Here is a 12,545-nt window from a genome sequence, read left to right on the forward strand (position 1 = left end):
GCCGTTGCAGTCCCAGATCTGCAGCCGGTTGCCGTCCACGGCGTTGGAGCTGGGCACGTCGATGCACCGGTTGCTGCCCTGGCCGATGATCGGGCCGGCCGTCCCGCCGCCACCGCCGCTGGAGTAGCCGTACACGCGCACGTAGTCGACCGTGAGCGTCTGCGGGAACTGGGTGGTGCCGTCGGGGTAGCCCGGCCAGTAGCCGCCGACCGCGAGGTTCAGCAGCATGAAGAACGGGTGGTCGAAGACCCAGCGGTCGCCGCCCAGGTCGGCCGGGGTGCGGGTCTGGTACAGGTTGCCGTCCACGTACCAGCGCAGGACGTTGGGCTCCCACTCGACCGCGAACGTGTGGAACGCGTCGGCGAACGGCGCGCCGATGCTGTAGCCGGCGCCGATGCCCTCGGCACCGGAGTAGCCCGGGCCGTGGATCGTGCCGTGCACCTGGTTGGGCTCGCGGCCGATGTTCTCCATGATGTCGATCTCGCCGCTGTTCGGCCACGGGTTGCTGCCGATGTCCGCGCCGAGCATCCAGAACGCCGGCCAGATGCCCTGCCCGCGGGGCAGCTTCATGCGGGACTCGAAGCGGCCGTACGCCTGGGTGAACCGGTCCGCGGTCAGCAGCCGGGCCGACGTGTACTGGCACGTGCCGTAGTGGCACTGGTAGTTGGCCGGGTTCTCCCGGCGCGCGGTGATCACGAGCTGCCCGGCGCCGTTGAGCGAGGCGTTGCTCGTGCTGGTCGTGTAGTACTGCTGCTCGTTGTTGCCCCAGCCGCCCCCGCCGACGTCGTACTTCCACTTGCTGCCGTTGGGGGCGCTGCCGGCCGGTCCGTCGAACTCGTCGGACCAGGTGAGCCCGCCGATCGCGGCCTCGGCCGCGGTGTTGCCCGCGTCCCGCACCGCGACCGCGGTGAGGAACGTCATCAGTGTCGCGCCCAGCATGAGCAGGGTGCGAGCCTTGACACGAAGTTGCATGTGGCGCCCTCCCGAGGACTTGGCGGCGTCCGTACGGTTACCGTAAGCAACCTTCACAGATTGACTTCGGTCGAACGTACAAACTCGCGGCCCACCCCGTCAAGAGAGCGCTCTCAGTGGTGTCGTGCCTGCTCTCGGTATGCATTCACCGGTGCAGGGCTCGCCTGACGTGGTGCCTGCGGGCCCGCACCGCGAGGTCGACCAGCGAGACGAGCACGATCAGCCCGGTGAAGCCCTTGGCCGTCTGGTCGGTGGCGGCCGCCGTGAAGACCGGCCCCGCCCCGAGCACCCAGGTGAGCCCCGCGCAGGTCAGCAGGGTGTGCACCGTGTCGACGTGGTGCAGCCTGGTGCCCCACCGCCCGTGCCACACCAGCGCGGCCTGCACCCCGATGCCGGTGACCAGCAGCGCCAGCAGGACCGGCCCGCGCAGCTGCAGGAAGCCTTCGTCGTACGCGAACGACGCCCGCACCTGCGGCGCGGCCCGCTCCCCGACGATCCCGCCGAGCACCCTGGCCGGGTCGAGCAGCACCAGCGTGCCCACGACGAAGCACACCACCCCCGCCGCCCGGCCGGCGCGGCTGATCCGGTCGGTGGGGACCGGCCGCGGCCGCCACCCGTCCCGCGGCCGGCGCCGCCGCGCCCACGCCGCGCCGGCGAAGCCGGCCAGCAGCAGCCCCAGCCAGGCGAGGGCGACCGGGACCGCCTGTCCGGTGACCCGCTCCAGGTCCCGCTGCGCGGCGGGGCAGGAGCTCGACCACCTCGGCCACGTACCCGTCGATCAGCTCGTCAGCGCTCATCGCACCGCTCCCCTTCCAGCAGGAGGTCCAGCGCCGTGTTGAGCCCCCGCCAGGTCGCGGTGAGCCCCTCGAACAGCTCCGCACCGTCGGCGCTGAGCTCGTAGTAGCGCCGGGGCGGGCCTTCGGCGGCGCGCCACTGGCTGCGCAGCACGCCCTGCGCCTCCAGCCGGCGCAGCAGCGGATACAGGGTGCCCTCCTCGATCGGCAGCCCCTGGTCGAGCAGCAGCTGGCGCAGCTCGTAGCCATACCGCAGCGTCCGCAGCTGCGACAGCACCGCGAGCACGAGCACCCCACGCCGCAGCTCCTGCTCGAGCTTCTCGGCCGCCCCGCTTACCATGTGGCGCACAGAACCATGTGCCGCACAGCTCACGGGACGGCTACCGGCTGGACGCCAGCAGGGACGGGCGCAGCTCCGACAGGTCCACGATCGGCGCCAGATACGCCGTGATGTCCTGGATCGCGCGGTCGATGCGCTCGGCGGACCGCCAGCTGGTCGACACCCTGCTGCTGCCGGCGACGGTGGGCAGCCCGCAGATGTCGAAGCCGGCGCACCGCACGCGCCTGCGCGCGGCCGCCTCGATGAACGCCTTGACCGTGGCCCACACCTCGTCCGGCGGGTAGCTCCCGTCGCCGTAGTCGGTGAAGCTGGACGACTCGACGTCCCGGTCGACGGTGAGGTAGAGGTCGTACCCCGTCCACGTCTTCCTGCCCTCGTCGCCCAGCAGCTCGATGACCTTGTCGAGCTGGGCGGCCATGTCGCCCGCACCGAGCTTGACCTTGGTGCTGGGCCGCCCGGCCAGGAAGGCGAAGCTGTCCTGCCATGTGTCGGCCCCGGTGAGCTGCTTGTTGCCGATGCCCACGTACACGTCCGCCACCGGCGCGGGATACACCTCGCCGACCTGGCGCAGGACGTACATCCCCCAGTTGTCGCAACGCAGAGGATCGGTGACGACCGTGTTCGACCTGATGTCGTTGTGGGCGTCGAAGTTCACGACGATCTTCGCCCGGCCCGCCGGGGTCGCCGAGAACGCCCACGCCGCCAGCGGCACAGACAGGTGGTGACACTCGTTGGAGTCGATGATGGCGAAGAAGGGATTCGTCTGCGGCACCGTCGCCAGCCATGCGCCGAGCGCACCGCAGAACGGCACGGCGCGGGTCGCCCCGTTGTGCTGGTTGTCGGCGTTGCGGGAACCGACGGGCTTGTCGAACAGCCGCTCGCCGTGCAGCCACGCCCTGCGGATGTCGGGCGGGAGGTTGGCGGCGTCGTTGCTCGCCGCGTCGATGTACATCACCGGATGCGGGTTCTGCCCGCCCGGCAGGACGGCACCGATCTTCTCGATCATCGGTTTGACATGCTTGTCCGACCATTGGCCTTGCTCAGGGGTGTAGTCGAGGCCCCACCGGCCGGCGTTGAAGAAGATTGGATCGATCCGCATGGACGCCTCCTATCGGGCCAGGCCCGCGGGCGCGAGCCGGGCCCCGTCGGTGGCCGGCATCCAGGCCATGATCTGCGCGTAGACCTCGGTGTTGATCCGCACCGCGAAGTTCGCTTCGTCGCCGAAGCCGGCGACATGGATGCCGACGACGCTGAAGGTGGGCTTCGGCGGTGGGCTCGCCATGCGGATGGCCGCGCCGCTCTGCCCGGGAAACGTGCTGATCCGGTAGAAGAGCAGGTGCGGGTCGGTCACGGCGGGCAGCTTGCCGGATCCGTTCCACATGGTGCCGGGGGTCTTGTCCCCGGGATACCCGGCGATGTTCACCTCCGCCCCGCGCAGCTGCTGATCGGGGGCGGCCACGATCTCGGGGTACAGGCCCCTGGCCGGGTCGAGGGGCTTCGACAGGGTGATCAGTCCGAAGTCGTAGATGTACCGGGTGGCGTCGAGCACCTGGCCGGGCGGGTACGGCGAGCCGGCGAGCCGGTACTCCTCGGGCACCTGCCACTCGCGGGCGGGCACGGGCGGACCGAACGGCGCGGTGCCGCCGTTGAGCGCGAGGGTCACCTCGACCGAGCGGGCCCTCCCGCCGTATTCGTCGCAGTGCAGGGCGTGCGCGCAGGTCAGGACCCGGTCGGGCGCGACCAGCGTGCCGGTGCCCAGCAGCACCGCGCCGCTGGGGAAGGTGCTGCTGACGTAGGCGACCCAGCAGGCGGGGGCGACATCGGTCGGGTCGTACTGGACCCGGTTGTCGTCGGGAAACACGGTCTGGACGGACATCGGCGCTGACTCCTTCGGGCGGGCGGCTTGGGCGTTCGGGCGGGCGGAACGTGCCGTGCCGCCACACACGTGCGGCACGGCACGTCCTCACCTCGGGTCCGGCGGGGTCAGGAGGCGAACGCCTTCTCCCGCTCCGCGTTCAAGGCGACCAGCGCCGGGTCCTGGATGATCAGCAGGCTGTTGAGCATCTCCCGGGAGGCGATCAGCTGCCCCCACGGCTTGCCGGCGTAGGACCAACCGCCGTCGATGTTGTAGCTCACCTCCCTGACCCCGTCGGGCGCCTTGGTGAAGTCCACGAAGATGCCCTGCGTGACGGCCTGCTGGATCACCGTTCCGTTGCTGTACGGGCGGGTCGCGAAGAAGAACGCGGCCTTGAGGATCGGCTGGAACAGGTCGGTGCTGTTGCCGTAGAGGGTGAACGCTCCGGACGGCTGGTAGTTGCCGTTCGTGTCCAGGGTGCAGATGCCGGCGGTGAAACGCTGCTGGACCCCGTTGTCGATCTCGAGGCAGCCGGCCTGGCCGCCCTGGTGGACCTCGCCGGTGCCGGCGGGACTGTCCACTGTGAGCACCGAGCCGAGGTCGGCGGGGTAGTTGTTGGTGGCGGTGATGACCGTGCCCTGACCGTAGGTGCTCTGCTTCGAGGTGTACATCGAGTACTGCTCGCGCCAGGACACCACCGTCTGCTTGCCGATGGTGTCCGTCTTGAGCCAGATGGTCGGCTCGCCACCGGGTGCGGAGGTCGCGACGGCCCGTAGCCCGTAGAGGGCGTAGTTGCCCGCGGTCAACGCTTCGACGGTGTCCTGGTCCATGTCGATGGTCAGTTTGTAGGTGTCCACATCGTTCCCCGTCATCGATCCGGGCACGGCTCTGCCACGGATGAGGTTTCATGGATGCGTGCGGCATGCCTGCCGGCGAGATGCGCCTGGGTCGCGACCAGTGCTGTCGTTGCGCGTCTGATTCTTCCCCAGTCCGCGTTTGGCCCGTCGCAGGATTGGTGAAACTGCTCCCCACCTGGGCAAACGCGTCCAGGCCGGGTCCCCGCGGTGACGACACGGCCGCAAAATCCGTTGACGGCGGAAAGCGGCGGCCCGACGGTTCGGTGATGATGATTCGACGTGAACGCCCCGGCGATGTCGACGCGATCCGCGCGGTGACGGCGGCCGCGTTCCGCGGCGTCGCGCACAGCGCACCGCCGGTGGAGCCGGGTGGCGATCCAGGCGAGGCGACGCTCGTGTCGTGGCTGCGCGAGGATGCCGGCTGGATCCCGCAACTGTCGTTGGTCGCGATCGAGGACGACCGGGTCGTCGGCCACGTCCTCGCGACGCGGGCGCATGTCGAGGCCCGGCCGGCCCTGGGTCTGGGGCCGCTGAGTGTCCTGCCGCGCCGCCAGCGGGCCGGCGTGGGCACCGCCCTCATGCACGCGGCGCTCGGCGCGGCCGACGCGCTCGGCGAGCCTTTGGTCGGGCTGCTCGGCGACCCCGCGTACTACCGCCGGTTCGGGTTCGTCGCGGCACAGCCGGTCGGGATCGCCGCGCCGGACCCCGCCTGGGGTGACAACTTCATGGTCCGGACCCTCAGCCGGTACGACGGCCAGACCGGCCGTTTCCGGTACGCCGGACCGTTCGACCGGCTCTGAGCCCTTCGCCGCACGGGGGCGCTTCGGGTCCGCCGCGCCCCCGGTCACCGCCGTCGCCGCCGGTGATCAGGCCCGGTCAGATGCGGAACCGGCCGACCGCCCGCTGCAGGTCCGACGCGAGACCGTTCAGCTCCGCGACCGTGGCGTCGACCTCGCTCAGGGTCGCCGTCGTGGTGTCCGCGGCGTCGGCGACCCCGGCGATGTTGCCCGCGATGTTCGCCGCCCCGTGCGCCGCGTCGCTGACGCTGCGGCTCATCTCGCTCGTGGTGGCGGTCTGCTCCTCCACGGCCGAGGCGATGGTGAGCTGGTAGTCGTTGATCCGCGCGATGATGCGGCTGATCTCGCCGATGGCGCCGACGGCGTTGGCGGTGTCGGACTGGATGGCCTCGACGCGGCGGGAGATGTCCTCGGTCGCCCGGGCGGTCTCCTGCGCGAGGTCCTTGACCTCGGACGCGACGACGGCGAAGCCCTTGCCCGCCGCGCCGGCCCGGGCGGCCTCGATGGTGGCGTTGAGGGCCAGGAGGTTGGTCTGCTCGGCGATGGAGGTGATCACCTTGACCACGTTGCCGATCTCGGCCGAGGAGTCGCCGAGCTTCGACACGGTACGGTTCGTCGACTCCGCCACGCCGACGGCCTCGGAGGCGACCTGGGCGGCGTTGTTGGCGTTCTGCGCGATCTCGCGGATCGACGCGCCCATCTCCTCGGAGCCGGCGGCGACCGTCTGGACGTTGTGCGAGACGGTGCCGGCGTCGCCCGCCACCACGTTCGCCCGGGACGCGGCGGCCTTGGCGCTGTCCGCGATGCGGGTCGTGACGCTGGTGAGGCGGCCGGTGCTCGCGCCGAGGGTGCCGGCCGCGGCGGCCAGGGTCTGCACGGTGCGCCCGACGCTCTCGTTGGCCCGGTTCATCGCGGCGGCCATCGCGCCGAGCTCGTCGCGGGCGTACACGTCGGCGCGCAGGGTCAGGTCGCCGTCGGCGACGCCGCGCAGGGTGTCGGAGACGGAGCGCAGCTGCTGGTGCATCCGGCGGGCGATGGCGAGGGCCAGCAGCAGCGCCAGGCCCAGCCCGACGAGCAGCGAGCCGATCGTCCAGTCGCGCGCGGTGGCGTAGTCGCCGGCGGCCTCGGCCGCCATCGCGTCGGACTCGACGATCTCCTGCTGCTGCAGCTTCGCGAGGGAGGTGTTCATCTGCGCCTCGAGGTTCTGCCACAGGGTGTTGCGGGCGACCGGGTCGGTGGGCACGGTCACCCCCGCCGGTGCCGTCTTCTGGAAGACCACGACGTCGCGGAGGTTGCTGTAGTCGGTCCAGGCCTTGGCGAAGTCGTTGAGCGCCGACTCGCGGGTGGTGGAGCCGGCCAGCCGGGTCCGGTACCTCGCCACCGCCTCGTCGATCATCGCGTCGCCGTCGGTGATCGCCTTGTCCGCCCGCGGGGCCAGCGACGGGTCGTACGCCGCCCAGGAGAACAGCGACTGGCCCCGGTAGTTCTCGCTGACCCCCTGCCGGATCACCACGAGCTGCTCGACGCTTTCCAGGTGCCGGGACTTGAGCTGGCCGAGCCGGTCGTTGAGCTGCGCCATGCTCGTGATCGACAGGATGCCGACGCCGATCGCCACGAGGGCCATGAGAGCGACGCCGATCAGGTTCTTCGTGCCGACGGACCGGTCGGCCACCCAGCCGACCAGAGCGGCGCGCCGGACCGTCACCTCGACGGTGTTCGTGCCAGTGCTCATGTGCCATCCTCGCCACGGACGCCGGAAGAAACGGGACCGTCCGCAGCATCGGCCGGGCGGCGGCACCGTTGAGGAAATCCCGTTCATGCGGTCAATCGCCCCCGTGCCCCGTTCGCCCGGGTAGAGCGGCGTGATGTCCGACGACGTGCGGCTGCTCATCCGGTACGAACCGGTCATCCGCTACACGGCCGGTGAGCTGTTCCTGCCGACGACCGTGGACGGGTTCCTCCGCCAGGCGTCGCTGTGGCGCGGCGCGGGGTGCCTGGTGCCCGCCGGCGAGCTGGACACCGGCACGCTCGCCGAGCACGGGCGGCGGCTGCGCGGCGAGCCGCTGCACCTGCGGTTCGTGGACCGTCCGCTGCGTGGGCGGGCGTACCGCGACTGGCGCCGCGACATCGGCGCGACCACGATCCGCCCCGGTGACCGGCTCGCCGCGGTGGGGCTCGCCTCCCGGCTCGTCGACGCGGCGCTGCGCGTGTCGCTGCTGGTGCGCGGGTCGGTGCCCGGCGGGACGCGGGCCGCGGCGCAGGTCCGCTACGCCGCGCGGCCCTCGCCGGACGTGCGCCCCTACTACGGCCGGGTGTCCCGCGACGGCGGCTACCTCGTGCTGCAGTACTGGTTCTTCTACGCCATGAACGACTGGCGCTCCACGTTCGGCGGCGTCAACGACCACGAGGCCGACTGGGAGCAGGTGACGGTGTTCGTGGCACGGCCCGGCGGGCCACCCGCCTGGGTGGTCTTCTCCAGCCACGACAAGCTCGGCCCCGAGCTGCGCCGCCGCTGGGACGACCCGGAACTGGAACGCGTCGGCGAGCACCCCGTCGTCTACGCCGGCGCCGGGTCGCACGCGGGGGCGTACCGGCGCGGCGACTACGTCACCACGGTCAGCTGGCCGTGGCTGGAGGCCGCCGGTGCCTGGTGGCGTGCGGCGCGGCGGCTCGTCGCCCCGGACGCGGCGGCCGGCGGGGACGGGTTCGGCCTGCCGTTCCTGGACTACCACCGCGGCGACGGCCCCGGCATCGGCCCCGGCGAGCGGCACGCGTGGACCCCGGTCCTGATCGGCGACGACACCCCCTGGGTCCGCGACTACCGGGGGTTGTGGGGCCTGGACACCGAGGACCGCTTCGGCGGCGAACGCGCCCCTGCCGGCCCCCGCTACGAGCGGGACGGCACCGTGCGGGCGTCATGGGGGTACCCGGTCACGTGGGCGGGCCTGGACGCCGAGGGCCCCGACCCGGACGCCGCCGCCGGCGCCCGGCTGCGCGAGGTCACCGCGCTCATCGACCAGCACCGCGAGCGGGCCCGCCGGCTGCGGGCCGCGGCGAAGGCGGCGGGCCGCCCCGCCCCGCCGCGCCCCGACCCTGACCTGGTGCGGCTGCAGGCGGAGCGGGTGGCGTTGCAGGACGGCGACCCGCCCCCGGCCCCGGCCACACCGGCCCGCCGGCTCGCGCCGCCACCGGGGCCGGCGCGGCGCCGGTTCCTGATGCTGTGGTCGGCGGTCTCGGCGTCGGTCGTGCTCGGCGGCGCGGCGCTGATCGTGCTCAACCCGCCGCTCGGCGTGTTCTGGTCGGCCGTCGCGCTGCTGGGGGTGCTGGTCGCGGTCGAGGCCGTCGCCCGGGGACGGCTGCTGCGGCTGCTGCGGTGGTGTGTCATGGCGGCGGTGGTGCTGCTCACCGCCTGGACCCTCGTGGAGGCCGCCGCCCGGCACTGGCGCGTCACCGTGGCGGCGCTGCTCGCCGTGGGCGCGGTGGCGCTGTGGGTCGCCAACCTCCGCGCCTGGCTCGCCCGCCGCTGACCGGAGCGCCCCCGGCGCGGCGCACGCGCCCGGCCGACCTTCCGCATCGCTCGCGCGCGTGACCGGCCGGCCGCGACCCGCCACGACCGCGCAGTGGCGCCCCGGCGCGAGCGCGGCGCCGGTTCAGCGCGCCGGGACGGCCGGCTCCGCCAGGGGGGTGCCCGCGTCCGGTCCGGCCGCGGGCTTCCGCGGAGCGGCCGGACCGGACGGCGCCGGGTCGAGGGCGGCGGTCACGATGAGGGACTCGATGCCGCGCAGACAGGTCTCCACCATCGTCGGGGAGACCGCCGCCGTGTCGACCCGCCAGGTGAGCTCGACCGCGTCGGTGGCGGCGTCGACGTGCAGGAAGCAGGTCGGATCCCACTCGTCGGAGCTCGGCCCCCAGCGCAGCGCGCCGGCGGCGAAGGCGTCGGCGATCCGCGCCGCCGACGGCACGCCCGCGGCGGGGGCCTGGGCGGCGGAGCGGCGCCGGTCGTTGAAGTAGCAGCCGGTGTCGAGGTCCACGCCGCGTTCGGTGCCGACGCGGTCGACGAGGGACCACAGGTCGCGGGGGTGGTAGTAGGCGTACATGCCGGCGGTGAGCTGGGCCTTGAACGTCCGGGCGACCGCCTCGTCGAACGTGCACCCGCCGGTGTCGATGACGGCGAGCCCGGCCTGTGCCAGGTTGCTGACGGACTCGGCGAACCCGGGCCGGAAGCGGTTGCTCACCACGATGCGGAACGCGCCGACCGGCTGGCCGGACAGGCGGCCGAGCATGACGGCGTACGCGGCGAGCAGGATCGTGCCGGTGTGCACCTTGGTGCGCGCGGCGACCGCGGCGAGGGCGAGGTGCGTCGCGGGTGAGGTGAGGGTCGCCTCGCACCACCGCGGCGGCTGCGGGGTGAGCGGCACCGGGAAGCGCCGGGGTTCGATCGCGCGCAGGTGCTTCTCCCAGTACCGCAGCGACGCCTGGTGGGCCCGGCGGGCCGCGGGGCCCTGCTGCGCGGCGGCCAGCTCCAGCGGCTGGACGCCGGCGACCGGGGCGAGGTGCCGGCCGGTCGCGGTGTCGAGGTTGGCGAGGTCGGCGATGAGCGCCTCGAACCCGTACCCGTCGATGACCATGTGGCAGTACAGCGCGACGAACCACAGGGCCCGGTCGGGGTTCCCGGCGTCGGCGACCACCGCCATCCGCACCGGCCAGTCGGTGTACGGGTCCCACGGCGCCGCCTCGTACGCGGCGCGGATCGTGGCGGCGAGGGCCTCGGGGTCGCCGTCGTCGTCGTACACCTCGAGCGTGACCGTGCCGGAGTTGGACAGGATCTGCCGGGGCGGGCTGTCGCCGTCGCCGTCGCCGGGGAGCAGGCGGGTGCGCAGCGACTGGTGCCGGCTCATGATGAACCCGAGCGTGGCGACCACGTCCCGGACGGTGGTGCCCTCGTCGAGGGGCATCGTGCCGCCGGCCCATTCGGTGGCCTGGACGACCCGCATCGAGCGCCACGCGGCGAACTGTCCCCAGGTGAGCTCCCCGACCCCGCTGCCTTCCCCCGCGAAGGGGACCGTGATGCGCATTGTCACGAGGGTTTCCAGTTCTTCCGGTGAATGGTTGAAAACCTGCGCCGGCGTCGTTTATGACAAACGCCGCCGGCGCAGTATCGGCGACAGTTGTCAGCCTCAGAGCGAGCGCACGGCCTTCATGGTCTGCCCCCTTTCGCATGGCTGCCCGTCGATCCGTTGACACGGTCGCGGAGCGTCCGGCAATGCTCGGGAGCCTAGCGTTTCCCGAGCATCAGGAGAAAGGGCGAGCCGAATGATCCAACGGTAATTGCGGGTCAATGTCCGCATTCAGGGTACCCGAAAGAGGGTCCCAGCAAGGGGGACGAAATGGATTCTACATTGAGCAGAATCCATGATTGACGTTTACCGTCGTCAATTCACACCGGTCCGGAAATTTCCGCACCACGGGGCGAAAAAGGACACGCCCCGTGGTGGGGGTCGCCGGGCCGCGGCACGGTCAGCCGCGGGTGACCGCCACGCCGAGCCGCCGCTGGTGCCGCCGGCCGGCCGCCAGGATGCCCAGCGCGAAGACGAACATGCTGGTCAGGACGGTGTAGAGGCGGCCTCGGGGCGTTGAACGCGACCATGAACGCCGGCGGTGCGCCACGTCCGGCCCGCTGGGTGGCGCCGGGGCCCGTACCACGACCGGGAAAGTTTCGCGGTCGGCCGCGACGGTCCCCACCCACCGCGCACCGGCCCGGCGGGGTGGCGTCGCGGCGCGGGAGCCCGGCGCCCCGGTCGCCTATTGTCGTGGCGGTGGGCTGGGCAGCGGCGACCGGCCACGGTGGGCCGGCGCGGCGACGGGTGGGGTGGGATGGCGACGATCGGTGACGTGGCGCGGCAGGCGGGGGTGTCCCCGAGCACCGTGTCCTATGTCCTGAGCGGCAAGCGCACGATCTCCGAACTGACCCGGCAGCGGGTGCTCGCCGCGATCGACGTGCTCGGGTACCGCCCGCACGCCGGCGCCCGCGCCCTGGCCAGCAACCGGTCCAACGTGATCGCGCTCATCATGCCGCTGTACACGGGCCTGTACGTGCCGGTGCTGATGCAGTTCGTGACGTCGGTGGTGACGGCGGCGCGGCGGTTCGACCACGATGTGCTGCTGCTCACCCAGGACGAGGGCGAGCAGGGCATCGAGCGGGTCGCGGCCAGCTCGCTCGCCGACGCGCTCATCGTGATGGACGTCGAGCTGCACGACCGGCGGCTGCCGCGGCTGCGGACCCTCGGCCGCCCGTCGGTGCTCATCGGGTTCCCCGCCGACGCGACCGGGCTCACCTGCATCGACCTGGACTTCGCGGCGGCCGGCGCGGCCTGCGTGGAGCATCTGGCGGACCTCGGGCACCGCTGCGTCGCCCTCGTCGGTTCGCCGCCCGAGGTGTACGAACGTGAGCTCGGCTTCGCCAGCCGCACCGCCGCCGGGTTCGACGAGGCGCTGCGGCGGCGCGGCCTGCGGGGCACGACGGTGCCGTGCGAGCCGACCCCGGACGCGGTGCTGGAGACGGTGACGGGGCTGCTGCGGGCGCACCCGGACCTGACCGGGGTCGTGGTGCACAACGAGCCGACGGTGCCGCCGCTGCTGGACGCGTTCGCCGCGCTCGGCCGGCGGGTACCGCGGGACGTGTCGGTGGTGGCGATCTGCCCCGACGACCTCGCCGAGCGCGGCAAGCCGCGGCTCACGTCGGTGAGCATCCCGGCGGAGGAGGTCGGCCGGCGCGCCGTCGAGCTGCTCATGGCGCAGCTGGACGGCGGGACGGTGCCGGAGGCGACGCTGCTGCCGCCGGCGCTGACGGTCCGCGACAGCGCCGCCGCGGCCCGGAACACCCGGTCCGGACCGCGGCGGCGCTGACACACACCCGAGCAACGTCTGGCG

At 72.7% G+C, this 12,545-nt stretch carries 12 protein-coding genes; 3 read left to right on the forward strand and 9 right to left on the reverse strand.

What is annotated here, in order from left to right; all coding sequences use genetic code 11:
* The 6 genes from OP18_RS36530 to OP18_RS36555 all read right to left on the reverse strand — a co-directional run.
* Positions 1-972 (reverse strand): glycoside hydrolase family 16 protein (locus tag OP18_RS36530; RefSeq protein ID WP_033363790.1); only part of this gene is annotated, 972 nt, incomplete at its 3' end.
* A 145-nt stretch (positions 973-1,117) separates the two neighbouring features.
* The gene (locus OP18_RS57930) at positions 1,118-1,513 is read right to left on the reverse strand and encodes a hypothetical protein (protein WP_162189880.1); all 396 of its coding nucleotides are present in this window, start codon (positions 1,511-1,513) and stop codon (positions 1,118-1,120) included.
* Between the two features lie 245 nt (positions 1,514-1,758).
* Complete coding sequence (locus tag OP18_RS57935) at positions 1,759-2,106, reverse strand: PadR family transcriptional regulator (protein ID WP_033363738.1); 348 nt, start codon at positions 2,104-2,106, stop codon at positions 1,759-1,761.
* A 40-nt stretch (positions 2,107-2,146) separates the two neighbouring features.
* Entirely contained in the window at positions 2,147-3,205 is a 1,059-nt protein-coding gene (locus OP18_RS36545) for a hypothetical protein (RefSeq protein WP_033363739.1), read from the reverse strand.
* 9 nt (positions 3,206-3,214) lie between these two features.
* On the reverse strand, positions 3,215-3,982 hold the full coding sequence (locus OP18_RS53565; RefSeq protein WP_052387869.1) for a trypsin-like serine peptidase: 768 nt from the start codon (positions 3,980-3,982) through the stop codon (positions 3,215-3,217).
* A gap of 107 nt (positions 3,983-4,089) precedes the next feature.
* A complete protein-coding gene (locus OP18_RS36555) occupies positions 4,090-4,818 on the reverse strand; it encodes a hypothetical protein (protein WP_033363740.1) in 729 nt (242 codons plus the stop codon).
* A 266-nt stretch (positions 4,819-5,084) separates the two neighbouring features.
* Here OP18_RS36555 and OP18_RS36560 point away from each other — a divergent pair, with 266 nt between their 5' ends.
* Positions 5,085-5,618, forward strand: coding sequence for a GNAT family N-acetyltransferase (locus OP18_RS36560; protein ID WP_033363741.1), 534 nt, complete (start codon positions 5,085-5,087; stop codon positions 5,616-5,618).
* 76 nt (positions 5,619-5,694) lie between these two features.
* On the opposite strand, the gene OP18_RS36565 is transcribed toward OP18_RS36560, so the two are convergent.
* The gene (locus tag OP18_RS36565) at positions 5,695-7,347 is read right to left on the reverse strand and encodes a methyl-accepting chemotaxis protein (RefSeq protein ID WP_033363742.1); all 1,653 of its coding nucleotides are present in this window, start codon (positions 7,345-7,347) and stop codon (positions 5,695-5,697) included.
* A gap of 133 nt (positions 7,348-7,480) precedes the next feature.
* Between OP18_RS36565 and OP18_RS36570 the strand changes: the two genes are divergently transcribed.
* Positions 7,481-9,142, forward strand: a complete 1,662-nt coding sequence (locus OP18_RS36570) for a hypothetical protein (protein ID WP_033363743.1) — start codon at positions 7,481-7,483, stop codon at positions 9,140-9,142.
* Positions 9,143-9,265: 123 nt separating this feature from the next.
* Here the strand turns inward: OP18_RS36570 and OP18_RS36575 are convergent, their stop codons facing one another.
* Together OP18_RS36575 and OP18_RS57940 are read right to left on the reverse strand one after the other, a co-directional pair.
* Positions 9,266-10,690 (reverse strand): condensation domain-containing protein, encoded by a 1,425-nt coding sequence (locus OP18_RS36575; RefSeq protein WP_052387870.1) that lies wholly within the window; start codon positions 10,688-10,690, stop codon positions 9,266-9,268.
* A gap of 442 nt (positions 10,691-11,132) precedes the next feature.
* A complete protein-coding gene (locus OP18_RS57940) occupies positions 11,133-11,318 on the reverse strand; it encodes a hypothetical protein (protein WP_156090049.1) in 186 nt (61 codons plus the stop codon).
* 171 nt (positions 11,319-11,489) lie between these two features.
* On the opposite strand from OP18_RS57940, the gene OP18_RS36580 reads away from it, so the two are divergent.
* Positions 11,490-12,521, forward strand: coding sequence for a LacI family DNA-binding transcriptional regulator (locus OP18_RS36580; RefSeq protein ID WP_033363744.1), 1,032 nt, complete (start codon positions 11,490-11,492; stop codon positions 12,519-12,521).
* Positions 12,522-12,545: the final 24 nt, after the last annotated feature.

Source organism: Dactylosporangium aurantiacum (assembly GCF_000716715.1).
Taxonomy (GTDB): Bacteria; Actinomycetota; Actinomycetes; order Mycobacteriales; family Micromonosporaceae; genus Dactylosporangium; species Dactylosporangium aurantiacum.